The sequence below is a fragment of the Arthrobacter sp. BF1 genome, from assembly GCF_056680215.1.
On sequence record NZ_CM155271.1, the window covers coordinates 2,271,662 to 2,296,228 of the forward strand.

21 protein-coding genes are annotated in these 24,567 nt (G+C 64.8%); 6 read left to right on the top strand and 15 right to left on the bottom strand.

Annotation, left to right across the window (positions count from 1 at the left end; genetic code table 11):
- Positions 1–10 precede the first annotated feature (10 nt).
- The 3 genes from AC1MCD_RS10635 to aspS form a co-directional block, all read right to left on the bottom strand.
- Complete coding sequence (locus AC1MCD_RS10635) at positions 11–808, bottom strand: dioxygenase family protein (RefSeq protein ID WP_498671758.1); 798 nt, start codon at positions 806–808, stop codon at positions 11–13.
- Positions 809–883: 75 nt separating this feature from the next.
- The gene (locus tag AC1MCD_RS10640) at positions 884–1,744 is read right to left on the bottom strand and encodes a GNAT family N-acetyltransferase (protein ID WP_498671760.1); all 861 of its coding nucleotides are present in this window, start codon (positions 1,742–1,744) and stop codon (positions 884–886) included.
- Positions 1,745–1,822: 78 nt separating this feature from the next.
- Entirely contained in the window at positions 1,823–3,613 is a 1,791-nt protein-coding gene (gene aspS, locus AC1MCD_RS10645; protein WP_498671762.1) for an aspartate--tRNA ligase, read from the bottom strand.
- 113 nt (positions 3,614–3,726) lie between these two features.
- On the opposite strand from aspS, the gene AC1MCD_RS10650 reads away from it, so the two are divergent.
- A complete protein-coding gene (locus AC1MCD_RS10650; RefSeq protein ID WP_498671764.1) occupies positions 3,727–4,992 on the top strand; it encodes an APC family permease in 1,266 nt (421 codons plus the stop codon).
- A gap of 21 nt (positions 4,993–5,013) precedes the next feature.
- On the opposite strand, the gene hisS is transcribed toward AC1MCD_RS10650, so the two are convergent.
- Entirely contained in the window at positions 5,014–6,396 is a 1,383-nt protein-coding gene (hisS, locus tag AC1MCD_RS10655) for a histidine--tRNA ligase (RefSeq protein ID WP_498671767.1), read from the bottom strand.
- 234 nt (positions 6,397–6,630) lie between these two features.
- Here hisS and AC1MCD_RS10660 point away from each other — a divergent pair, with 234 nt between their 5' ends.
- From AC1MCD_RS10660 to AC1MCD_RS10670, 3 genes are all read left to right on the top strand, one after another.
- A complete protein-coding gene (locus AC1MCD_RS10660) occupies positions 6,631–7,434 on the top strand; it encodes a peptidylprolyl isomerase (RefSeq protein ID WP_498671769.1) in 804 nt (267 codons plus the stop codon).
- A gap of 66 nt (positions 7,435–7,500) precedes the next feature.
- A complete protein-coding gene (locus AC1MCD_RS10665) occupies positions 7,501–9,135 on the top strand; it encodes a DUF349 domain-containing protein (RefSeq protein WP_498671771.1) in 1,635 nt (544 codons plus the stop codon).
- A gap of 95 nt (positions 9,136–9,230) precedes the next feature.
- Entirely contained in the window at positions 9,231–9,917 is a 687-nt protein-coding gene (locus AC1MCD_RS10670; protein WP_498671773.1) for a type IV toxin-antitoxin system AbiEi family antitoxin, read from the top strand.
- On the opposite strand, the gene AC1MCD_RS10675 is transcribed toward AC1MCD_RS10670, so the two are convergent.
- The 9 genes from AC1MCD_RS10675 to pdxT form a co-directional block, all read right to left on the bottom strand.
- Positions 9,798–12,191: a RelA/SpoT family protein gene (locus AC1MCD_RS10675; protein ID WP_498671775.1), complete on the bottom strand. Its 2,394-nt coding sequence runs from the start codon at positions 12,189–12,191 to the stop codon at positions 9,798–9,800. The two genes, AC1MCD_RS10670 and AC1MCD_RS10675, sit on opposite strands and share 120 nt — an antisense overlap.
- 137 nt (positions 12,192–12,328) lie before the next feature.
- Positions 12,329–13,348 carry a protein translocase subunit SecF gene (gene secF / locus AC1MCD_RS10680; RefSeq protein WP_498671779.1) on the bottom strand — a complete coding sequence of 340 codons (1,020 nt, stop codon included), beginning with the start codon at positions 13,346–13,348 and terminating at the stop codon, positions 12,329–12,331.
- Entirely contained in the window at positions 13,348–15,105 is a 1,758-nt protein-coding gene (gene secD / locus AC1MCD_RS10685; protein WP_498671781.1) for a protein translocase subunit SecD, read from the bottom strand. The genes secF and secD overlap by 1 nt, the downstream gene beginning before the upstream one ends.
- 117 nt (positions 15,106–15,222) lie before the next feature.
- Complete coding sequence (gene yajC / locus AC1MCD_RS10690) at positions 15,223–15,618, bottom strand: preprotein translocase subunit YajC (RefSeq protein ID WP_498678289.1); 396 nt, start codon at positions 15,616–15,618, stop codon at positions 15,223–15,225.
- A gap of 182 nt (positions 15,619–15,800) precedes the next feature.
- A complete protein-coding gene (gene ruvB, locus AC1MCD_RS10695) occupies positions 15,801–16,889 on the bottom strand; it encodes a Holliday junction branch migration DNA helicase RuvB (protein ID WP_498671783.1) in 1,089 nt (362 codons plus the stop codon).
- Positions 16,882–17,526, bottom strand: coding sequence for a Holliday junction branch migration protein RuvA (gene ruvA, locus AC1MCD_RS10700; RefSeq protein WP_498671785.1), 645 nt, complete (start codon positions 17,524–17,526; stop codon positions 16,882–16,884). Before ruvA ends, ruvB begins: the two co-directional genes overlap by 8 nt.
- A 91-nt stretch (positions 17,527–17,617) precedes the next feature.
- Entirely contained in the window at positions 17,618–18,196 is a 579-nt protein-coding gene (gene ruvC, locus AC1MCD_RS10705) for a crossover junction endodeoxyribonuclease RuvC (RefSeq protein WP_498671787.1), read from the bottom strand.
- A gap of 35 nt (positions 18,197–18,231) precedes the next feature.
- Entirely contained in the window at positions 18,232–18,987 is a 756-nt protein-coding gene (locus tag AC1MCD_RS10710; RefSeq protein ID WP_498671789.1) for a YebC/PmpR family DNA-binding transcriptional regulator, read from the bottom strand.
- A 3-nt stretch (positions 18,988–18,990) separates the two neighbouring features.
- Positions 18,991–19,701 carry a pyridoxal 5'-phosphate synthase glutaminase subunit PdxT gene (gene pdxT / locus AC1MCD_RS10715; protein ID WP_498671791.1) on the bottom strand — a complete coding sequence of 237 codons (711 nt, stop codon included), beginning with the start codon at positions 19,699–19,701 and terminating at the stop codon, positions 18,991–18,993.
- A gap of 92 nt (positions 19,702–19,793) precedes the next feature.
- Here pdxT and AC1MCD_RS10720 point away from each other — a divergent pair, with 92 nt between their 5' ends.
- Together AC1MCD_RS10720 and AC1MCD_RS10725 are read left to right on the top strand one after the other, a co-directional pair.
- Entirely contained in the window at positions 19,794–21,086 is a 1,293-nt protein-coding gene (locus tag AC1MCD_RS10720; RefSeq protein ID WP_498671793.1) for a DUF1727 domain-containing protein, read from the top strand.
- Positions 21,083–21,835 (top strand): type 1 glutamine amidotransferase, encoded by a 753-nt coding sequence (locus tag AC1MCD_RS10725; RefSeq protein ID WP_498671794.1) that lies wholly within the window; start codon positions 21,083–21,085, stop codon positions 21,833–21,835. Before AC1MCD_RS10720 ends, AC1MCD_RS10725 begins: the two co-directional genes overlap by 4 nt.
- Before the next feature lie 36 nt (positions 21,836–21,871).
- Here AC1MCD_RS10725 and AC1MCD_RS10730 read toward each other — a convergent pair whose 3' ends face one another.
- Both AC1MCD_RS10730 and AC1MCD_RS10735 read right to left on the bottom strand, forming a co-directional pair.
- Positions 21,872–23,242, bottom strand: a complete 1,371-nt coding sequence (locus AC1MCD_RS10730; RefSeq protein WP_498671796.1) for a ferredoxin reductase family protein — start codon at positions 23,240–23,242, stop codon at positions 21,872–21,874.
- Between the two features lie 2 nt (positions 23,243–23,244).
- Positions 23,245–24,492, bottom strand: a complete 1,248-nt coding sequence (locus AC1MCD_RS10735; RefSeq protein ID WP_498671798.1) for a CapA family protein — start codon at positions 24,490–24,492, stop codon at positions 23,245–23,247.
- Positions 24,493–24,567: the final 75 nt, after the last annotated feature.

Consider the following 24,567-nt stretch of genomic DNA (forward strand, 5'->3'; position numbering starts at 1 on the left):
GTCCCGGATCCTAGGTCAGGGTCCAGGAGCGCTTCGACAGCCCGTACCAGAACCCGTCGATTGCGGTCTTCGCGTTCAGCTCGCCGGACCCATAGGCAGCGCCGAGGGCAACGTAAAGCGGCGCCCAGTGCTCGCTGCGGGGGTGGGCCTGGCGCGCGGCCGGGGCCTTGTTCAGGAAGTCCAGGATCGAATCCACATCGCCGCGGGCCATGGCTTCCTCTGCCCAGTGGTCAAACTCGCTCGAGGCTGCCGGCGGAGCGCTGTCCGGCCCGCCGGCAGGGTTGAACCAGCGCAGGTTGTGCGTGGTGAACCCGGAGCCGACGATGAGCGTGCCGCGTTCGCGCAGCGGTGCCAGCGACATGCCGAGGTGGAACAGGCCCTGCGGATCGAGGGTGGGCATGGACATTTGGACTACGGGGACATCTGCTTCCGGGAACAGCTCTTTGAGTGGCACATATGCGCCGTGGTCCAGCCCGCGGCTCTCGTCACGCTCCACGTGGTGGCCGTGACCGCCTACCAGCCGCTCCACTTCCGCGGCGAGCCCGGGCGCCTGCGGTGCTTTGTATTGAACCTCGTAGTACTTCTGCGCGAAGCCGCCAAAGTCATACACAAGGCCAGGATCCCGCTGGGTGGCGCTGAGGGTCACGGGCGCATTTTCCCAGTGCGCCGAGATCATCAGGATGTCCTTGGGCTTGCTGAACGTGCCGGACCAATCGTGCAACTGCCGGGTCCAGGTAGCGTCGTCGGCAAGCGGCGGCGCACCGTGGCTGAGAAAGAGAACCGGGGGCTGGCCAAGTGTTTGTGTCATAAATTCATAGTAACCGCTTTTTATTGAAGGTTCAACCATAGGCCTGTCTCCTGATGCAAGGGCGGCGGCTGGAGCTCAACAGCCGGTCAGGTGCAGTTTGGGCCTGTCCTGCCGGTAGATGTAGCGCCAGGCTTCACTGAATCCCGCGTCGGCGTAGAGCTGCTGCGCTCCGTGGTTCGCAGCGGTGACCAGCAGCCAGTATCCTGCCAACTCGCGGACGGCGCCTTCCTGCAGGAGAGCCTGCATGATCCGACGGGCATAGCCACGACGCCGGGCGTCCGGGCGGGTGGCCATACAGTACAGCCCGCCCCGGCCGCCTACTGCCCCACCAGTACCAGCAGGCGCGCGGGCGTCAACGGCAGGCTTATCGGCAGGCAGCGCCAGCCCTCCGACGGCGGCGGGAGCGCCGTCGTCGTCCCTCACCAGCGCGTATACCGACGGGCAGCCCGTCAGGATGCTGCGGGCGGTGGCGAGTTCGGTGGCACCACCCCTGCCGTCCACCCGCCACCACAGCTCCAGCCACTCAGCCGAGGGCTCGGTGGAGGTTTCGACGCCGGGTTCCGGCACTATTGGTTTCGGCGCAGTGAGCCCGGGCCGCGCACCGCCCGCTGCCGCGTCCTGCCACATGACGAGGGTTTCGGATTGCCGGGTGAAACCTTCCGCATCCAGGACTGCATTCAGTCCGGTGTAGCGGGGATCATCAAACAGCTGGAAGATCAGCGGCAGCCGGCGGCCGCGGTACCAGAGCCTTGCCGCCTGCAGCGCAGCGTACTGGGCATGGGAATCACGGCCCGGCTCGCGCGGCCAGACCGAGTTGGCGCGCTGCGTCACGCCGGACGCCGCACGCAGTGTCCAGCCGTTGGATTCCGAGCGATCCGGCGCGGGCCAGGCAGCGTCCATCAGCGCCTCATAGTCGGGCAGAGCTGGAGCTGTCATGTCACCCTTCCTAGGCGAAAGGCCCCCCGGTTACCCCGGGGAGCCTCTCGAAATGCAGTGCCTAAGCTATTCGGCCGTCTAGGCTTCCGGCTTTTTGGGCTCTTCCGTTTTAGCCTGCGGCTTGAAATCCACGCCGGCTTCCTTGCGCTGCTGCGCCGTGATGGGCGCCGGAGCCTGGGTCAGGGGGTCGTAGCCGTTGCCGGTCTTCGGGAACGCGATGACATCGCGGATGGACTCAACGCCGGCGAGCAATGCCACTACGCGGTCCCAGCCGAAGGCAATGCCGCCGTGCGGAGGCGCGCCAAACTTGAAGCCCTCGAGCAGGAACCCGAACTTCGTCTGGGCGTCTTCCCGGTCCAGGCCCATCAGCTCGAACACCCGCTCCTGGACGTCGCGCTCATGGATACGGATGGAACCGCCGCCGATTTCGTTGCCGTTGCAGACAATGTCGTAGGCGTAGGACAGGGCCGATTCAGGGTCCTTGTCGAACGAGTCCATGAACTCCGGCTTGGGCGAAGTGAAGGCGTGGTGGACGGCAGTCCAGGAGCCGGCACCAACGGCGACGTCACCGGAAGCAACCGCGGCGGCGGCCGGCTCGAACATCGGCGCGTCCACCACCCAGCAGAAGGCCCACGCGCTGGGGTCGATCAGGCCGGTGCGGTGGCCAATCTCCACGCGGGCGGCACCAAGAAGACCGCGGGCAGCAGACTTCTCGCCGGCAGCGAAGAAGATGCAGTCGCCCGGCGTCGCACCCACGGCGTCGGCCAGGCCGGCACGCTCTGTATCGGTCAGGTTCTTGGCGACCGGGCCGGCCAGCTCGCCGTCTTCCTTGAACAGGACATATGCCAGACCCTTGTGGCCGCGCTGCTTAGCAAATTCCTGCCAGCCGTCCAGGGTGCGGCGGGGCTGGGAGGCGCCGCCGGGCATGACCACAGCACCGACGTAGGGGGCCTTGAAGACACCGAAGTTGGTGTCCTTGAAGAACTCGGTGAGCTCGGTCAGCTCCACACCGAACCGCAGGTCAGGCTTGTCCGAGCCGTACCGTGCCATCGCGTCCGCGTACGTGATGCGCTGAATGGGCGTGGGGATCTCGACGTCGATCAGCTTCCACAGTGCTTTGACGATGTTTTCGCCCAGGGCAATGATGTCGTCCTGGTCCACAAAGCTGGCTTCGATGTCCAGCTGGGTGAATTCCGGCTGCCGGTCCGCGCGGAAGTCCTCATCGCGGTAGCAGCGCGCGATCTGGTAGTACTTCTCAAAGCCGCCCACCTGCAGCAGTTGTTTGAAAAGCTGCGGGGACTGCGGCAGCGCGTACCAGGAACCCGGCGCGAGGCGGGCGGGGACCACAAAGTCACGGGCGCCTTCCGGCGTCGAACGTGTCAGCGTGGGGGTCTCGATCTCGACGAAACCGTCCTGGTGGAGCAATTCGCGGGCGATCCGGTTGGCTTCGGAGCGCAGGCGAAGGTTGCGCGCAGGGCCCGGGCGGCGCAGGTCAAGGTAGCGGTGCTTCAGGCGGGCTTCCTCGCCCACTTCGACGTGCTCATCGATCTGGAACGGCAACGGATCGGCGGTGTTCAGGATGACCACCTTGTCCGCCATGACCTCGATGGAGCCTGTGGCGAGGGCCGGGTTCTCGTTGCCCTCGGGCCGCTGGGAGACGGTGCCGGTGACCTGCAGGACGTACTCATTGCGCAGACCGTGGAAGACCTCTTCTTCACGGACCACAACCTGGGCCACGCCGGACGCATCGCGGAGATCCACGAAGGCAACTCCACCGTGATCGCGGCGGCGGCCAACCCAGCCAGCCAGAGTTACGGTTTGTCCAATGTGCTCGGAGCGAAGGGATCCGAGGTCATGTGTGCGCAGCACAGCACACCTTTCTGAAAGAGACAGCAGGGAAAACTCAAGACTTTAAAGATGCATAGGATCATTCCGGGAACAATCCCGTCTGAGTTTACCCGCTGGAAAGGCCCCGCTCCCCCATGAACCCCCACCGGCAACTTCAGCGGAGGCTGGGCGTGTTTGACGCCACCTCCATAGGACTCGGTTCGATGCTTGGCGCCGGCGTCTTTGTGGTCTTCTCCCCGGCGGCGGGCCTGGCCGGGGAATTCCTAGTCCTGGCTGTCCTCGTTGCGGGCGCCGTGGCCTACTGCAATGCCGTCGCGTCGGCGGAGTTGGCGGCACGGTATCCGGCGAGCGGCGGGACGTACATCTACGGCCGGAAGCGGCTGGGCGAGTGGCCGGGCTTTATCGCCGGGTGGGGCTTTGTCAGCGGAAAGTCGGCGTCGTGCGCAGCCATGGCACTGACCTTCGGCCACTATGTGGCCCCGGACTACGCCGTTCCCGTTGCCATTGCGGCCGTCGTTGCCCTCACGGTGGTGAACATGTTCGGCATCACGCGGACGGCACTGCTCACCAGGGTCCTCCTGTGCCTGGTGCTGGCCACTCTCGTTTTTGTGGCGGTAGCCGCAGTGGTCGGGCCGCATCCAGCCGGCGCGGCGCCAGGCGGGGGCGGACACGTCGCCGGTGGGCCCGTTGCAGGAGGGCTGGGAGGCGTACTGCCGGCAGCCGGCCTGATGTTCTTCGCGTTTGCCGGCTACGCCCGGATTGCCACGCTCGGCGAGGAAGTCAAGGATCCGGCCAGGACGATTCCACGCGCGATCCTCGCGGCGTTGGGCGCGGCGTTTGTCATCTACTTGGGGCTGGCGCTCCTGCTCCAAAGCCATTTGCCAGACGGCCGGCTTGCGGCCACCGATGTTCCGTTGCTGGACGCCGTGCTCCTTTCACGGCTCGCCGCCGGAGCGCCCCTGGTCCAGGCCGGTGCGGCGGCCGCCAGCCTCGGAGCCCTGCTGGCGCTCATTACGGGGGTGGGCAGGACCAGCCTGGCCATGGCGCGCGAGCGGGACCTGCCAAGTGCGCTGGCCAAGGTGGGCGGCCGCCACACGGTGCCGTTCGTGGCGGAACTTGCCGTGGCCGCCGTCGTGATCCTGCTTCTCGTGACCACTGATGTGATGACCGTGGTGGGGTTCTCCAGCTTCGGCGTGCTGATCTATTACGCGGTCACGAACGCTGCGGCCTTCACGCTGGAGGAGCACCCATTCCATGCACCAAAGTGGCTGAACGTGGCCGGCTTCGCCGGCTGCCTGCTGCTTGCCTTCACACTGCCGGCGGCCTCTGTGCTGGGGATGGCCGCCGTGCTGGCCGCCGGCGTCGCAGTCCGGTTTCTGGTGCTCCGGCTGCGCCGCTGATTCACGCCGTTGTGGCGTCGCTCAGGCGTGCTGGGCAGCTACCGCCGTGGGGGTGGTGGTCACCTGCACGGTGAGATCTTCCGACGACGGCGTCCAGATTTCCGGGAACGCCACCACCTGTTCCCCGGACCGGATGTCCTTGACCTGGTGGTTGCCTTCGTCATCGGTGAACCAGACGAACGGGATGCCACGGCGGTCCGCGAACTTGATCTGCTTGCCGAATTTCTCTGCTTTGGCCGCCACCTCCGTGGCGATGCCCCGGCTGCGGAGCTGGGCAGCCACATCCTGCGCCGCACCCCAGCTGTCATCGTTCGTCAGCGCAACCAGCACAGCTGTGGGGACGGAACGGGAAGCCTTGGCAAGGTCCTGGCTGAGGATGCGGGACACCAGCCGGGTAACGCCGATGGAAAGGCCGACGCCGGGGAACTTGCGGTTGCCCTTGCTCGCCAGGGCGTCGTAACGGCCGCCTGAGCAGATGGAGCCCAGCTGCTCGTGTCCCACCAGGACGGTTTCCACCACGGTGCCCGTGTAGTAGTCGAGGCCGCGGGCGATGCTGAGATCGGCCACCACCTTGCCCGGCGCACGCTGTACGGCGGCCTCGATGACCTGCTCCAGTTCGTTCAGGCCCTCCTCGAGCAGGTCGTTGGTGACGCCAAGAGCGCGGACCTGGGCCACGAACGTGGTGTCTTCTGTACGGATTCCCGCCAGCTTCAATGCCAGCTGCGCCTGCTCGTCGGTTGCGCCGAGCTCGGTCTTCAGCAGTTCCGCGACCTTGGCGGGGCCGATCTTTTCCAGCTTGTCGATGCTCCGGAGCACACCGGCGGTATCGTCCAGGCCGATGCCACGGTAGAAGCCCTCGGCGAGTTTGCGGTTGTTGATGCGAAGGCGGAAGTCCGGAATGGGCAGCGCGCGCAGTGCCTCGGCAATAACCAAAGCGATTTCCACGTCGTAGCGGAACGGCAGCTCGCCGTCGCCCACAACGTCGATGTCGGCCTGGGTGAATTCCCTGGCCCGACCTTCCTGCGGGCGTTCGCCGCGCCAGACTTTCTGGATCTGGTAGCGGCGGAAGGGGAACGCGAGGTAGCCGGCGTTCTCCACTACATAGCGGGCAAAGGGCACCGTGAGGTCGAAGTGCAGCGCGAGGGCATGCGGATCGAACTTTCCCGCCTTGGCTGCATCGGTTGAGTCAGCCTCGTCATCCTGGAGGCGGCTGAGCCCATAAACCTCTTTATCGATCTCGCCTTTGCGCAGCAATTGGCCGACAGTTTCCACTGCCCTGGTTTCGATGGACCCGAAGCCGTGCAGCTCGAAAACGTTGCGGAGGGTGTCCAGCACGTGCAGCTCCACCAGCCGCTCCTCAGGAAGCCACTCGGGGAATCCGGACAGGGAGGCGGTGCGTGCCATGGTGGATGTTCTCCTCTTGATGAAAGGCGCCTGGGACTCTGCCCGGCATTCCGCCCGAAACGGGCCAGGAACGGCGGCTGTCCAGCAACTCATGCATAAACTATGTGCGGCAGTCAGTTTATGCGTCATCCGCCCGCATCTCTAATACGGCGGCAGGAGACTCGGATGGCTGCCGCCAGACCACTGTGCCGGGGCGCTGACCGCCCGGCCGCAGACCGACTTACAGGAGGACCCTTGGCGGCCAGTTCACGCAGTGCCCGCGAAGCCAAACGGCGTATCCAGCAGATGGAGGCAAAGCGCGAGCTGCGGCGGGACCAGGAGTCACGGCGCAAACGCGACAATGTCATTGCCGCCGGTGCGGGAACTGCCGCGGTGCTGCTCGCCGTCGTCCTTCAGCTCACGGCCTTTGCAGGTAATCCCACCGAGGACGAATTCGCCGCACTGGAGGCGGGCCTGACCACTCCCTCCTCCCCCGCAACCTCCGCGCCGCCCACCAACGCGGCCAACATCCCGTCGCCGGAAACTGCCGCCGGGAAGGTGTTTACCGGCGAGCTTGCCCTGAATCGCGGCACCCTCGGTGTCGAATTTGACGGCACCAAAGCACCCCAGGCGGCCGCCGTCTTCAAGTCCCTCAGCGATGACGGCTACTTCACGGGCAAAACCTGCCACCGGCTCACCACCAGTGAAAGCTTTGGCGTGCTGCAGTGCGGATCTGCCGATGGCAAGGGCGGCGGAAATCCCGAATACACGTGGGGCCCGCTGGAAAACGTCCCGGCTGACAACCTTTACCCGGCCGGCACCATTGCCGTAGCCAGGACGGGCAACAACGCGTACGGCAACGGCACACAGTTCTTTGTTGTCTACAAAGACACCGTGATTCCGGCCGATACGGCCGGCGGCTATACGGTGGTGGGCAAGGTGACATCCGGACTGGATGTGGTGTCCGGAATCGCCGCGGCGGGAATCACTCCCGGCAGCAGCGACACGGACGGCGCGCCCCTGGAACCAGTCACGATAGACTCGGTTTCTCTGAAGTAGGGAGCCCGGCCTCATGGCCGGGGTGCGGTATGTGAGTATTTTCCTCCAAGCGAAAGACTTTTAGCGGTGACAGACAGTCAGAAATCCGACGAAACAGCAGCAGACCTGACCGAGGCAACGGCCCCCGAGGCTGAGCAGGCAGTAGCTGACCAGGCAGTGACCGACGAGGCAGTAACGGACGAGGCCGCGGCTCCGCAGGCTGACGCCGCGCCAGCCGAGGTATTGCAGGACGAAGCGCCGCTGGCTGACTCCGCACCTGAGGCGCCCGAGGCCCCGCAGGCTGAAGCGCCGCTGGCTGACTCCGCGCAGGACTCACCCGATGCTGCACAGCTGGCGGCTCCGACCCCCGCACCGCGTCCCGCTCCGTCGCCGGCAGCCTTTGCGGCCCGGCCCAAGCCGGCGGCAGCCGCGCCCGCCGCAGCCGCGGCACCTGTTGCTTCAGCCACCTCACTTGCGGAAGCTGCACGTTGGGGCCGCGTCGAAGGTGACGGCCACGTGTTCCTGACCATCGATGGCGAGGAACACCCGGTCGGCCAATACCCGGATGTCAGCAACGATGAGGCCCTCGGGTATTTCGCGCGGAAATATGACGACATTGTGGCGCAGGTCCTGCTCCTCGAGCAGCGCGTCAGCTCCAAAGCTCCAAGCACTGACATGCAGAAGACCGTCACCCACCTGCGCGAACAGCTGGCAGAGCGGAACATGGTGGGTGACCTCCGGTCCGCCGAAGCCCGTCTCGATGCCGTGTCGGCCCAGATCACCGAGCTTGAGAAGGCGGAGAAGGCAGAGCACGATGCCGTACGCGCCGCCGAGCTCGCAGCCCGCGAGGCAATCGTGGCCGAAGCCGAGGAAATCTCAGGCCAGGATCCTACCCAGATCCAGTGGAAAACCTCCAGCGCACGGATGAACGAACTCTTTGAAAGCTGGAAGACGGCCCAGAAGAGCGGAGTCCGGCTTGGCCGCAGCAACGAAGATGCGCTGTGGAAGCGGTTCCGTGCCGCACGGACGGTGTTTGACCGCCACCGCCGCGCCTACTTCTCCCAGCTGGACAGCACCAACTCGGCCGCAAAATCGGCCAAGGAAAAGCTCATCGCTGAGGCCGAGGAACTGTCCTCCTCCACCGACTGGGGATTCGCCGCCGGCGAGTACCGCCGGCTCATGGATGACTGGAAGGCCTCCCCACGGGCAAGCCGCAAGGACGACGACGCCCTCTGGGCCCGTTTCCGCGCCGCCCAGGACGTCTTCTTCACGTCCCGGCAGGCAGCCAACGAAGAGATCGACCAGGAGTACGCGGCCAACCTCACGGTGAAGGAAGAACTCCTGGTTGAGGCCAATACCATCCTGCCCGTCAGGGACCTGGCTGCCGCGAAGAAAGCGCTCCAGTCCGTCCGGGACCGCTGGGAAGAAGCCGGCAAGGTCCCCCGTGCCGATATGGGACGGATCGAAGCCGGCCTCCGCAAGGTGGAGGACGCAGTCCGCCACGCCGAAGAGGAAAACTGGCAGCGCTCCAACCCCGAGACCAAGGCCCGCACCAACAGCGCACTGTCGCAGCTCGAGGCCGCCATTGCCGGGCTCCAGGACGATCTCGAGAAGGCGGAGAAGGCCGGCGACGAGCGAAAGATCAAGGCCGCAAGGGAAGCCCTTGAAGCGCGGCAGGCCTGGCTTGACCAGATCCAGCGCTCCGCCAGCGAACTGGCCTAGGACCTAGCCCCCGGCCGTTGAGGCCCGGTTCCGGTTATCCACATAACCGGAACCGGGCCTGTGCCTTTTAAGCTTGCACGCGGCAGGATGGGTGGATGGCCACCCCGTCACCTCCCCAGCACCCTGACCTCTACTCGCCGGGGCGGCCTTTCACGTGGCCGGAACTGCAGACCCTGGCGGCTGACGGCGTCCTTTCACGGTTCCACCAGCGCGGCTATACGCTGCCTGACGTTAAGGTCTCGGCCCAGCTAAGGGCCAGGGCTGCAGCCAACGCGGTGCCTGCAGCAGTGCGGCAGCGGGTGGTGGCAGGCAGGATGACGGCGGCCTGGATCTACGGCTGCGCCGAGGAGCCGGACAACCTGGCGTTGCTCGTGGATGCGAAACGGCGGGTTTCCAGTCTCCGCAACACCCGGGGCTGCACACTCCATGAAGTCAGGCTCGGGCCCTTTGACGTGGTCAGCATGGGCGGGCTGATGGTGTCGAGCCCGCTCCGCACCGCAGTGGACATCGCACTGCACGTGGACGCCCACCGGGCCTTGCCCGCCCTGGCAGGACTGCTTGCCCGCCCTGAGAAGGACGTCCGGCTCCGCCTGCTAGTCCTGGCCATCGAAGCCACCCCAAGGGTCCCGCACAAACGGGCGGCCCTGGAAAAGCTTGCGCTGCTAACTCCGGCGCTTGTTCCCTGTAGTCCGGTAGACGTCGAAGACGCCGTCGATGCGCCGGACAGCGCTGAGGACGTGGCTGAGGTACTTGGGGTCACCCATCTCGAAGGCGAACCGTGAGATGGCCACGCGGTCACTGGAAGTGTTCACACTGGCGGCCAGGATATTGACATGGTTCTCGGAGAGCACCCGCGTCACGTCCGAGAGGAGGGACTTCCGGTCCAGCGCCTCCACTTGGATCTCGACCAGGAAGACACTCGACTGCGTTGGAGCCCAGTCAACATCCACGATCCGGTCCGGCTGGTCCTTGAGGTCGGAAATATTGGTGCAGTCGGTTCGGTGCACGGACACACCGGAGCCGCGGGTGACGAATCCGAGAATCGGGTCCGGCGGAACGGGCGTGCAGCAACGGGCGAGCTTCACCCACACATCGCCGACACCGCGCACCACCACTCCGGAGTCGGAGAACTTGGTCTTGGTGACCTGCGTCGGGATACTCACTTCGGTGATGTCGTCGTCGGTGCTTTCGTTGCCACCGAGGCTTTCAACCAGCCGTTCCATGACCGACTGCGCTGACGTGTGTCCGTCGCCCACACCGGCGTACAAGCCTGAGATGTCCACATACTTGAAGTCCGCGGCCACCGCCGCCAGCGCCTCGTGCGTCATCAGGCGCTGCAGCGGCAGATTCTGCTTCCGCATGGCCCGGGTCAGGAGTTCCTTACCGCGGTCGATTGCCTCTTCGCGGCGTTCCTTGCTGAACCACTGGCGGATCTTGTTCCGCGCACGGGCGCTCTTGACGAAGTGCTGCCAGTCCTGGCTGGGCCCTGCGCCCTCGGCCTTGGAGGTGAAAATTTCCACCCAGTCGCCATGGTTCAGTTCGCTGTTCAGCGGAACCAGCTTGCCGTTGACGCGGGCACCGATAGTGCGGTGCCCTACTTCGGTGTGGACCGCATAGGCAAAGTCCACGGGGGTTGATCCGGCTGGCAGGGCCATCACCTCACCCTTGGGGGTGAAGACGAACACCTCACGGGCATTGATCTCAAACCGCAGGGAATCCAGGAACTCTCCCGGATCGGACGTTTCCTGCTGCCAGTCAACCAGCGACCTCAGCCACCCCATGTCGCCATCACGGGGGCTCCCCGGGCCAACGGCGGTACGGTTGGGCTGATCCTTGTACTTCCAATGCGCAGCGACGCCGTACTCAGCCCGGCGGTGCATTTCGTGCGTGCGGATCTGGATCTCCACGGGTTTGCCGCCCGGGCCTATCACTGTGGTGTGAAGCGACTGGTACATATTGAACTTCGGCATGGCTATGTAGTCTTTGAAACGCCCTGGCAGCGGGTTCCAGCGCGAATGCATGGTGCCGAGTGCCGCATAGCAGTCCCGCACGGAATCGACCAGCACACGAACACCCATGAGGTCGTTGATGTCGTCGAAGTCCTTGTCCCGGACCACCATCTTTTGGTAGATCGAGTAATAGTGCTTAGGCCGGCCGGTGATGGTGGCTTTGATCCGGGCGGCACGGAGGTCCTCGGTAATCTGGTCCCGGATGACGCTCAGGCTCTTTTCACGCTCCGGCGTGCGGTCCCCCACCATCCGGACGATTTCTTCGTAGACCTTCGGGTAGAGGGCAGCGAACGACAGGTCCTCAAGCTCCCATTTGATGGTGTTCATACCAAGCCGGTGGGCCAAGGGCGCAAAGATCTCCAGCGTTTCCCGGGCTTTCCGGGCAGACGACTCGGCGGAGACGAACCGCCAGGTCCGGGCGTTGTGGAGCCGGTCGGCGAGCTTGATCATCAGGACACGGATGTCCTTGGCCATGGCCACAACCATCTTGCGGACGGTCTCTGACTGCGCCGCTTCACCGAAGCTGACCTTGTCCAGTTTGGTGACGCCGTCCACCAGCATGGCTACTTCCGGGCCGAAGTCCTTCTTGAGGTCCGTCAGCGTATACGGTGTGTCCTCAACGGTGTCATGAAGCAGTGCGGCGGCCAGAGTGGTCCCACTGAGGCCCAGTTCGGCGAGGATGGTGGCTACGGCGACAGGGTGCGTGATGTAGGGATCGCCACTCTTGCGTTTCTGCCCGCGGTGGCTCCTCTCCGCAACGTCGAAGGCGCGCTGGATGAGGTCGAAATCTTCCTTGGGGTTGTTCGCCCGCACCGTCCGCAGCAGCGGCTCAAGGATCGGTGAATATGTGGTGGCGCCCCGGCCGGTAAGGCGGGCCAAACGGGAACGCGTCCGCTCCCGACGTCCGGGAAACGTGGCCCGCGCGCCGGAGTTGTCCACCGGAACACCCGTTCCAGGGCGTGCGGAAGCAGTCAGCCCGGCCTGAGCTCCGTGGCCCGGCTGCTCATCCCCGCCTGCCATTGGCACCGATGCCGAACGTTCTTCCAATGAAGCACCCCTCACGACCCTGTTAATTACCCCAGTCTATTCCCCCGGCTGTTCACTTCTGTAACCGGTCCATAAATGCGTACGGGCCGGGCGGCGCGAAATTTTCCGCGGCGCCCGGCCCGATACCGTGCATGAAGTCAGGCCCCGGCAGGGGCCGCAGCCTCTTCCGCCCGGGCAGCTTTGTCGGCCCTGCGGTTTTCGACTTTCCTGGCGTGCTTGACCAGCTCGGGCTCGCTCTGTCGCAGCCAAGCGTACATAGGCGCCGCCACAAAGATCGTGGCCGCCGTCCCAATGAGGATGCCGACGAACAGGGCAAGCGACAAGTCGCGCAGTGTTCCTGCGCCCAGGAGGCCGGCTCCGATGAACAGGATGGCACCCACCGGAAGGATGGCCACCATCATGGTGTTGATGGAGCGGACCAGGGTCTGGTTCACGGCGAGGTTGACTTCCTCCGCGAATGTCCGGCGCGTGGAAGCATCCAGATCGGCCGTGTTTTCCCGAATCTTGTCGAAGACCACAACGGTGTCATACAACGAATAGCTGAGCACCGTCAGGAACCCGATGATGGCTGACGGCGTCACTTCAAAATCACTGAGGGCGTAGACGCCGGCAGTGATGAACATCGTCACGAGCATTGCGGTCAGGGCGGACACCGACATTTTCCAGGTCCTGAAATACAGCGCCATCAGCACCGCAGCCAGTCCCACAAAGACCAGCAGGCCCATCAGCGCCTGCTTGGTGACGTCCGCACCCCAGGTGGGCCCGATAAAGGTAGACGTCACTTCGTTGTCGGTGACGCCGTAGGCCGTGGTGAGGCCTTCCTTAATCTTGAGCGTTTCATCGTCCGTGAGCTTGTCCGTCTGGATCCGCATGGTGGTGCCAGCGACGTTCGCAACGCGCGGCACGCTGCCGGCCACAACGTCCTGAACAACATTTTCACCAAGGGTGGGGTCGGTGTCCTTCACATTGGAAACCGTGAACTCAGAACCGCCGCGGAACTCGATGCCGAGGTTGAATCCGCCCTTGACCACGGGAATCACGATGGAGAGCGCAACCGCTACCAAGGCGATCAGGAACCAGATCTTTTTGGCCCCCACGAAGTTGTAGGACCGCTTGCCCGTGTAGAGCTCGTTACCGAAAGTGGCAAAGCTGGACATTACTTGTTCTCCTTGGCTGCGCTCTTGGAGGAGCCGGTAAGCTGCCCCTGCTTTTCCGCGAGGCGGCGTTCCGCGATGGTCATGCGCCGTTCAGCTTCGGCGGCGGCGCCGGTGTTCTTGGCCCGGACTACTGCCGGCTTGGCCTCCGGCGTGCGCAGGCGGCCTGCCCCGCGGTAAAGCGGAACGGCACCCAGGCGCTTGGGGTCCAAGCCGGAGAACGAGTGGCCTTCGCCGAAGAACTTGGTCCGCGCCAGGAGTTGGAGCGTCGGGTGCGTGAACATAAAGACCACGATGAGGTCGGCAATGGCGGTCAGGCCAAGGGTGAACGCGAACCCGCGGACGTTGCCCACGGCTACGAAGTAGAGCACCAGCGCGGCGAGCAGGTTGACGGCCTTCGAAGCCAGCACCGTGCGCTTGGCGCGCTTCCAGCCGTTCTCCACCGCCGAAACCAGGCCGCGGCCTTCGCGGAGTTCATCACGGATTCGTTCAAAGTACACAATGAACGAGTCAGCGGTCTGGCCGATCGCCACGATGAGCCCGGCAACGCCGGCAAGGGAAAGCCGGTAGTTTTCCGTCCAGCCGAGGATCGCAATGGCCAGGTAGGTCAGGGCGCCCGCCACCACCAGCGAAAGAATGGTGACAAAGCCCAGGGCCCTGTACTGGAACAGGGAGTAGACCACCACAAGGAGCAAGCCGATGATGCCGGCAAGGAGGCCCATCCGCAGCTGCTCACCACCGAGGGTGGCGGAAATCTGCTGGTCGCTCTGGATTTCAAAGCTGATGGGCAGGGCCCCGAAGCGGAGCTGGTCCGAAAGGGCCTTGGCCGACTGCTCATTGAAGTTGCCGGTGATCTGGGGGCGGCCGTCGGTAATGATGGCCAGCGACCTCGGGGCGGAGATGACCCGGTCGTCCAGAACGATAGCGAACTGGGCTTTCGGATCGTTACCGGATTCGCCGCCGGCGGCCACATAGAACTGGTTCAGGCGTTCGGTGACCTCTTTGAACTTGGTGGTGCCTTCGCCGTCGAATTGGATATTGACTGCCCACTGGTTGGTCACTGCGCCCTGGGAGCCTTGCTGCAGCTGGAAGGAGGAGGTGACGATGTTGCTGCCCTTGACCTCAACCGGGCCCAGGATGTATTTGATCGCCGGAGTCTTTGCGGTGGCGGGCTCGCACGTGACCAGCGGTTGGGTGGGATCGGAGGCGGCCGGGTTGTCCGCCGGCGGGTTGTTGCAGTCCAGGGTTTCGAACTGCCGGTATACCTCGGGCGTGATCCAGTTGATGTCGCTGCCGTTGGCCGGTGCCGCCGTCGGTTTCGGAAGCTGGTCCTCGGGCGTGAGCGCCTCGGTAGGTACAGCTGCGGCATCGCCGTTGAGCAGGACGGGGCGGAAGTTCATGTCCGCGGAGGCCTGGATCAGGTCGCGGGTTTCTTTCGTGGGAGTCCCGGGAAGGCTGACTACAACGTTGCGCCCGGATTGTGTGCTGATCTCCGCTTCGGCAACACCGGAGCCGTCAACACGTTGGCGAATAATCGCCACCGCCTGGTTGAGCTGCTCTTCATTGATGTCCGAACCGCCCTCAACCTTGGGAGCCAGGATCATCTGGGTGCCGCCCTCGAGGTCGAGCGCCAGCTTAGGTGCCCAACTTGCCTGGCCGGCAATGGTGCCGCCGGCCAAGACAGCGGTCAGCACGGCGAGGATTACGCCGAGCCACACCAGGACCCGCAGGCCTGTGTTTTTGGGGCCAGTTCGTGCCATTGTCGATCTTTCTCTTATTTACGGAGGAACCGCCGGTGTGAGCCTGTTGCTCCCACCGGCGGAGGTCCGCAGCCGTAGAGGTGTTATGAAGCCTGATGCGGAGCGGCAGCCGGTGGGCTAGCTGTCCTTTTTGCCCTCATCGTTGAGGCGCTTCAGGGTCTCTTCGGGGGTTTCGGTGGCGGCCGCCGGGGTGCCGAGGTCCTGGTTGGTCAGTGAGGACGCGTCGTTGGGGACAAGGGTGGGCTCCTCGTCGGCAACAACGGCAGGCTCAACGATCTTGGTGACTGCCTGGCGGTGGACTGTGGCGAGGTTTCCCGGTGAGAGCTCCAGGACCACTTTGTTCTCGGCGTCGTCCATGGAGACAATCCGGCCGAAGAGGCCAAAGCTCGTCATCACCTCGACGCCAGGCTCGAACTGGGACTGCAGCGTGGCCTGCTGCTCCTTGGTCTTCTTGTTGCGGCGGAACATCATGAAGATAAAGATTCCGAGCATTGCAAACAAGACGATGTTCATGGGATCCACAGGGAAGTATCCGTTCTGTACTGGCGTAACTGGTGTGTGGCTGCGTCCGCTTCGTTCCGCCATGCAGATGTTCGTGCTGGCCGGCAACGGCCCCTCGGAGCCGCCGGCGGGAACAAAGACCCCGAACGTGCCGGGTTTCATACCAGTCTAAAGGGAAAAGCTGAAAGGAAAGCCTATTGGCTGTTCGGTGCCCAATCGGCCACAGCTTCGCTGCTGTCCGGGTCTATTTCGAACAGGTCCAGGGGCTCCTGCCCGAATACACCTGCCGGCACCGCATAACCGAGGTGCGTCCAGGCCGGCGCCATGGCGATGCGACCCCGCGGGGTGCGGCCCAGGAGGCCTTCACGCACAAGAAACGGTTCAGCTACCGTTTCCACAGTCTCGGTTTCCTCCCCTACAGCAATGGCAAGGGTGGAAAGCCCCACCGGGCCGCCACCGAATTTGGTGATGAGCGCTTCCAGAACCGCACGGTCCAGCCGGTCGAGGCCGCGTTTGTCCACTTCGTACATGTCAAGGGCGGCAGAGGCCGCACGTGCGTCGATTTGCTCAATCCCGTGAACGAGTGCCCAGTCCCGGACCCGGCGGAGGAGTCGGTTGGCGATGCGGGGCGTACCCCGGGAGCGGCCGGCGATTTCGCTGAAACCTGCAGAGTTGACCTTGAGGTCCAGCAGGCCGGCAGAACGCCTCAGTACGAGTTCCAGTTCGGCCACACTGTAGAACTCCAGATGGCCGGTGAAGCCGAATCTGTCCCGCAGCGGACCGGGCAAGAGTCCGGCGCGGGTGGTGGCTCCCACCAGGGTGAACGGTGGCAGTTCCAGCGGGATGGCTGTGGCGCCGGCACCCTTGCCGACCACGATGTCCACACGGAAATCTTCCATGGCCATGTACAGCATTTCCTCGGCCGGCCGGGACATGCGGTGGATCTCGTCCAGGAACAGGACCTCCCCTTCGGAAAGGGAGGAAAGAATGGCAGCGAGGTCTCCGGCGTGTTGGATGGCCGGGCCGCTGCTGATCCGCAGCGGGGCATTCATTTCGGCGGCCACAATCATGGCTAGTGTGGTCTTTCCCAGCCCGGGAGGACCGGAAAACAGCACATGGTCAGCGCTGCGGCCGCGCATGCGGGAGGCCTGCAGGACAAGGGAGAGCTGCTTGCGGACCCGGTGCTGGCCGACAAAATCATCCAGGTTCTTGGGCCGGAGCGCAGCCTCAATGGCGCGCTCCTCGGGCTCCTCCCCCGCTGTTACAACCGAAGGCTCAGCCACGGCTGCCTACGCGGTTGCCGGCCCGCGCGCCGTCCTGCCCAAGCCAGCGGAGGGTGGTCCGCAGGATTTCAGCAACGTTGCCGCGGAACGAGACTTCGGGATCGTCCGCGAGGGCCTTATCAATGCTGGCCGTCGCGTCCTTCTCCGACCAGCCCAGACTGGTCATGGCTGCCACTACCTGCGGCTTCCAGGCTGCCTCAGCCGCGGTGGCCGGGGCTGCAGTACCTGCCGTGCCGTGGGGAACCAGCTTGCCGGCAAGTTCGAGCACGATCCGGCCAGCCACCTTGGGGCCGATGCCGGGCACCTTGGTGAACGTCTTGCTGTCACCGGTGTGGGCGGCGAGGCGGATGGCTTCCGGTTCGTGGACGGCGAGGACGGCGAGAGCAAGCCGCGGCCCCACACCACTGACGCTGAGCAGGACATCAAAGACCTCCCGCTCATCGTCGGAGGAAAAGCCGAAGAGCGTCAGCGAGTCCTCACGGACAATCAGCGATGTGAAGAGTTTGCCTTCCTCCCCGGTGCGGAGTCCGCTGAGCGTCTGGGGTGTGGCGTTGACGCTCATCCCGGCGCCATTGAGGTCGATGACAGCGGTGGAAAGGCCCACATGCGCTACGGTTCCGCGAAGGAAACTGATCAAGGCCGTGCTCCTGGTGTACTGCCGGGCCCTTGAAGGGAAACCACCGGCTATCCGAACATATCTACGAATACCCTAGCAAGTGCTACCGACTTCAGCGTGCGCGGCGCGCCTTCGCCTCGGCCTCGGCCCACGCGCGTTGGGCCGGCGTCAGCGAAAGGCTGCCCGGGCCGGTGGTGGCCACCGCGGCCCCGCTGCCGGCCCGCCAGGCGTGGGTGATGGCCAGAGCCAACGCATCCGCGGCGTCAGCGGGACGCGGCGGCGCGTCGAGCCGCAGGATCTTGGTGACGAGCTTGGTCACCGCGTCCTTATTGGACGTGCCGCTGCCCGTTACGGCTGCCTTAACCTCCGACGGCGTGTGCAGCGCCACCGGAATCCCCCGCCGGGCAGCGGCCGTGATCACCACACCGGAAGCCTGCGCCACACCCATGACCGTGCTGACGTTCAACTGGGAGAAGACGCGTTCGACGGCGAGTACATGGGGTTCGTAGCGATCCAGCCACTCGTCGATGGCCAGGGCAATCACCAGCAGCCGCTGGTCGAGGCTTTCGTCCGGCGAGGTCCCCACCACGCCGACGGCCACCATCGTGGCGCGCCTGTTCCGCTCCACGTCCACCACACCGATGCCGCAGCGCGTGAGGCCCGGGTCAACGCCCAATACGCGCAGGGTCACCCTGGGACAACCGCCCTAGCCGGCAAAGCTGAACGTCACTCTGATTCCAGGGCGGCCTGGACTTCGTCACTAAGGTCGGCGTTGCTGTAGACGTTCTGGACGTCGTCGAGCTCTTCCAGCGCGTCAACCAGCTTCATAAACTTCTTGGCGGCTTCCAAGTCCAGCGGCACCACCATCGAGGGTACGAACTCCGCTTCATCGGTGTCATACTCGATCTCGGCCTCTTTCAGGGCGTCGCGGACAGCCTGGAGGTCCGTCGGCTCCGAGTGGATTTCGAAGGTGTCGCCGTTGTCCTTGACTTCCTCGGCACCCGCGTCCAGGACTGCCATCAGGACGTCGTCCTCCGTGAGTTCCTTCTTGGGCAGCGAGACCACGCCCTTGCGGCTGAAAAGGTAGCTGACCGAACCGGGATCGGCGATGGTGCCGCCGTTGCGGGAAATCGCCAGGCGGACCTCGGAGGCCGCGCGGTTCTTGTTGTCGGTCAAGCACTCAATCAGCAGTGCGGACCCTTGCGGGCCGCGGCACTCGTACATGATCTCGGTGTAGTCAACCACTTCACCGGTCAGGCCGGCGCCGCGCTTGATGGCGCGGTCAATGTTGTCGGCCGGGACTGAGGTCTTTTTGGCCTTGGTGACGGCCAGTTCCAGGCCTGGGTTGCCCTGCAGGTCCGGTCCGCCCATGCGGGCAGCAACTTCGATGTTCTTGATCAGTTTGGCGAACGATTTTGCACGGCGGCTATCAAGGATGGCCTTTTTGTGCTTGGTTGTTGCCCATTTGGAGTGGCCTGACATGCTTTACGCTTCTCCTCTGATCATGCGGATAAAAAGTTCATGTACGCGTTTCTCCCCAGTCACTTCCGGGTGGAAGGAGGTGGCCAGCAGGTGGCCGGAACGCACTGCAACAATTCTAGCTGTCCCCGGCAGGCTCGCCGCGTGGGACGCGTGTTCAAGGTCGGCCGGCTCCACCTGCGCGAGGACCTCCACGCCTGGGCCGACACGCTCCACCCATGGTCCGCGGATGAACACGGCATGTACCGGGGCCACCCCGGACTCCGTGGCGCTGAAGTCCAGGCCCTTGAAATCCAGGTCCGTTTCGAACGATTCCCGCTGGCGGCCGAAGGCGTTACGGCGCACCGTAATGTCCAGGCCGCCAAAGGTCTGCTGCGGATTGCCGGCCAGGTCAGTGGCAGGATCGGCGATGTCGTTGGCCAGGAGGATCATCCCTGCGCAGGATCCGTACACCGGCAGGCCATTGCGGATGCTGTCCTTCAACGGTTCGGCCAGTTCAAAGGCGCGGGCCAGCTTGTCGATGGCGGTGGATTCGCCGCCGGGAATGATGAGCCCGTCCAAGCCCTCGAGTTCCTTGGGCCTGCGGATTCCGACGCCGGCTGCACCGGATGATTCAACGGCCCGAAGGTGTTCGCGGAAGTCACCCTGGAGCGCCAGGACGCCGATCCGCAGGCCTGCGCCCAGGCGTGCGGCAGCGGCAGAAAGGGGGTTTGTCATCCCCCCAGCATAGTGCGCCACCGGCCCGCACCCGGGCGGTTCGGCGTGACCGGCGCGGGGTTCTATGCCGTTGCTGGGATATATTACTGAGCATGCTTTACATCAGCGTTCCGCTCGGCAAGCTCGTTCGCCGGGTGTCCCGGCTCAGGGGTGGCGGGTCCGCCCTGCCCGGGCTGGTGGTCGAAAAAATCGACCCCGGCTTTATGCAGCGGACACTCGCCACGCTCCCCCACGGCGTGGCCGTGGTGAGCGGAACCAACGGCAAAACCACCACCACCAAGATGGTGGTGGAGCTCCTCGAAAGCCAGGGCCTGAAGGTCTTCACCAACCGCACCGGCAGTAACTTCACCCGCGGCGTGGCGGCCGCCCTGCTCGGCGAGGTGGACTGGCGCGGCAGGCTCAAGGCCGACGTCGCCATCCTGGAGCTCGACGAGGCCCACGCGGTCCATTTCGTCAACCGTGTCCCGCCCCGCTACAGCCTCCTGCTCAACGTCTTGCGGGACCAGCTGGACCGGTTCGGCGAGATCGACAAAACGGCCCAGCTCCTGCAGCACATCGCGGCGAAAACCACGGGCACGGTGGTCCTCAACCGCGAGGACCCCCGCGTTGCGCGCATCGCGGACACCCTCACCGGACAGGACGTCCAGTACTTCGGCCTGGACGATTCCCTCCTCAGTACCTTCCCCAATGACGACGACATGCGGGCAGCGCCCGGCAGCCCCGCCCCCGCGGCGCTCCCGCAAAAGCCGCCCGCCGACGTCGTACTGCGCAGGGTAGGACCGGACACCGCGGATTTTGAGTACGACGGCGTCACGGTCACCACCGCGATGAAGCTCCGTGGCGTCTACAACATCTTTAACGCCGCGGCCGCGCTGGCACTTGCGCGCAGCATCTGCGGCAGCGGTGCGGCAACAGCCGACCACGCGACGCTGCTCACCGCCCTGTCCCAGGTTGAGCCGGCCTTTGGCCGCGGCGAGAGCCTCACCGTTGACGGCCAGCCCCTTGACCTCGTGCTGGTTAAGAACCCCAGCGGTTTCCGGCTCGGGCTGAAGTCCTTCCCGGCGGCCGGTTACGCCACCATGATCGCCATCAACGACAACTACGCCGACGGCAGGGACATGTCCTGGCTCTGGGATGTTGAATTTGATTCACTCCGCGAGGGCGGCGTGGACCAGCTGACCGGGTCACGGGCCTACGACATGGCGCTGCGGCTGCAGTATGACGATGTTCGGATTGGCGCGGTACAGCCTGACATTGCCCCCGCCCTGGCGGCCTTTATCCGCGAGGGCAGCGGCAAGCCGAAGCGGATTTTCTGTACCTACACAGCCATGCTGGCCATTCGCCGGGAGCTGTCCAAAATCACCACAGTGGAGGTGGTCTCATGACCGCTGAATCAATCGGAGCCGGATCGGGCAGCAAGGGCACCATCCGCGTCCTGCAGCTGTATCCGCGGGACATGAACATCTACGGTGACTGGGGCAACGCCCTGGTCCTGAAGCAACGGATCAGCTGGCACGGTTATACGCCGGAGCTGCTTGAGTACAACGTGGGCGACGAATTCCCCGCCGACGTGGACCTGATCGTGGGCGGCGGCGGGCAGGACAGCGGGCAACTGGTCATTCAGGACGATCTTCAGTCCCGCGCCGGCCTGCTAAAGGAACTGGCCGAGGACGGCGCGCCCATGCTGGCGATCTGCGGGCTTTACCAGCTGTTTGGACGCTTTTTCAAGACCCACCTGGGCACCGTCATTCCCGGAATCGGCATCCTGGACGTGGAAACCCGGGGCACGGACGAACGCCTGATCGGAAACGTCAAAGTGGCCACGGATGAGTTCGGCGAGATCCTGGGCTACGAGAACCACAGCGGGCAAACCACGCTGGGCCCCGGCGTCCGGCCACTGGGGACCACGGCAAAAGGAACCGGCAACAACAGCAGCGACGGCCATGAAGGCGCGCGCTACAAGAATGTGGTGGCCAGCTACCTGCACGGTTCGCTGCTGCCCAAGAATCCTGCCATCGCCGACTTTCTCATCCGGACGGCCGCGGAGCGCAAGTTTGGGACATTTGAGCCGGGTGCCCCGGATGACCGGTTCGCCGTGCTCGCCCGCGAGCACGCTACCCGCCGCCCGCGCTGACGGGCTAAAAACTAAAACCCAGCCGCTTTCTCCGATTCAGCGCCAGTGAAAGTACTCCCGGTGGATATTGGCGGCGCGTACTCCGGAAGCGCGGAGCTCCCTGCGGAACTGGCGGAGCATCGGGTCTGGACCGCCCATGAAGACGGACAGCTCGCGCGGATCGGCGTCCACCGCCTCCAGCACCTGATCCGGCGTTAGCCGGCCATCTGTGCTGGTGTCAATCAGGTGCACCGTCAGCCGGGGATGGTTCTTTGCGATCTTTTGGATTTCATCGGCGAAGGGCGAACGGCCCGCCGAGGTGACAAAGAAGTCGACGGTTTCGGCGAGTTCACCCTCGAGGGACCGAAGCCAGCTCAGGAACGGCGTAATGCCCACACCGCCGGCGATCCACACCTGACGGACCGTCCCCATCCGGCGGTCAAACCTGCCATAGGGCCCGCTGACTACTGCCGGCATACCCGGCTGGACCACGTCGGGGAGCTTGGCGGTGTGATCTCCCAGCGCCTTCACCGTGATGCGGATGTCCTCGCCATCAGGAGCGCCCGAAATCGAGAACGGATGCCGCTGCCAGCCGTCCTTCGTTTCCAGGTAGATCATGGCGAACTGGCCCGGCCGGAATGCCAGCGCTTTCCCCAGCGGCTTAAGGTGCACATCGACCAGCCCGGGCGCCACGGTGCTGACGTCTTTCACTTGGTAATCGTGATGCGGAAGGAAGTGCCGGGCCAGCAGTTCACGGTATGCATAAAACGCAAGTCCGACTCCGCCGATCACCACGTAGCTCCAACGCAGCACCGGTGTGGATTCGAAGGCCGTCGCGTCCAGCAGTCCGTGAAGGAAGCCGGCGGCCACGAACAGGCCTGTCAAACGGTGAAACCCACGCCACCGCTCGTAGCCGCCGAGGACCCGGATGAGCAGCAGGACCGGCCACGTATTGCGGGTACGCAGCACAACGCCATGGAAAGCCCCGGGCAGCATGGCGCGCCAACGCGGCAGGATGGCCCAGACGATCATGGCGGCCAGCCCTACAGCGGCTGGAACCGCCAGCGCTTTACCCAGGCTGGTGGCGTCCGGATTGGCGGCAAGTTCCACGTGCGGCAGCAGGAGCACCGTGCCGGCAATGGCGAGCCTACGGTGCCAGATGGCGGCGTAATCGATGCCGCCAAAGATTCGCTCGACATGCGGGAGGGTGCTGATCAGCACAAGCGCGATGGACATGAGCAGGACGGATTCCCCGCCGAACAGTTGGCCGAGGTGGCGCGGCAAAGGCTCGCCCCGTGGGCGGGCAAGCACCCAGAGCGCCCCATATCCCACAGTGAGGACCCCGATTGCCAGGGGACCCAGCAGCCGCACGGGTACGCCGAAGACTGCCGCGCGCCTTTGGTGAGCAGATACGGGTGCGCCGGACATGTCTACGGTTCCTTGGTGATCAGGAGTTCGTGGGCGCCTGCGGCCGCGGATCCCAGGGATTCCACGACGGCAGCGGTCCGCGCTCTGGTGGCCGCATCGGCTTCGGCCGTTGCGCAGACCCCTTGAGGTGCGTCCGACGCAACCGAGCACCACCGGTAGGGATCACGGACAATAACCGACGGCGCCCAGGCGAGGTCCGACGCCGACCAGTTGCCGGCCGCGTCCTGGCTGAACTGCGCGCGGACCAGCAGTCCCTCGTTGTTCACCACGTACCAGGGCGACACTTCAGTAACGCCATTGCCCAGTCCGTAGACGATCCAGGTGCCCTTGTAGTTTTCGATTGGCAGCACGGAGTGCGTGTGGTGGCCGTAGATCATGCTGAATTGGCCGCTGTCCACCAGGGCGTGGGCCACTTCCTGCTGCTGGGCATTCGCCTCGCTGGCATACTCCTCCCCCGCGTGCAGGGCACCCAGGACGATGTCCGCGCCAAGGGCCCTGGCCTTGACAGCCTTGGCAATCATGGTGGGCGCATCCAGCATGTCCACTTGCCAGCCGTATTCGGCTGACAGGCCGTTGAGGCCGTAGGTTCCTTCAATGACGGCGATCTTTGCGGCCTTCGTCTGCATGATCAGGATTCCCTGCGACTCGGTCTCCGTCCGGTACGAACCCGTGTGTTTGAGGCCTGCCGCGTCCAGTGCGTCCAGGGTGCGCAGCAGTCCGTCAGTGCTGCGGTCGATCGTGTGGTTGCTGGCGGTGGTGCAGGCCTGGTAGCCCACGTTTTTGGACGCTGTAATGATCTGCGGCGGGACGTTGAACGACGGGTAGGTCGAAAATGGTCCGTCCGGCCCCGCGACCGGTGTTTCCTGATGGCAGATGGCGAGATCGCTGTGCCGGATGTACCGGCGCTGGCCTTCCAGGAGCGGCACAAAGTCGAGGCCGGGCGTTCCTGCCGCTGCGGCGTCGTCGCGGGCCTGCTGCCAGAGCGGGGCGTGGACCAGCATGTCCCCGGTGAGCAGGACGGACGTGCACCGCACCGTGGGACATGCCGGCCCCGCACCAGGTGTGGGGATGGGGGTGGGCGTGGGCGCCGCCGTCGGGCTCTGCACTTCTGACACCGCGCCTGACACTCCGCCCGCTGACGGCACGCCTTGTTCCGCAATCAGGCCGCAGGCAGTGAGCAGCGCCGCCAGCGCGAAAGCCCCGATGGCTGCCCCGATTCGGCGCGCAGCACTGCCGTGTAAGTTCCCCATAGGCGCCATTGTAGGTTCGGCCGCCCCCTAAAACCGGAAAGCCGCGCATTGAGAAGGACGGGCCGGTGTGAAAGG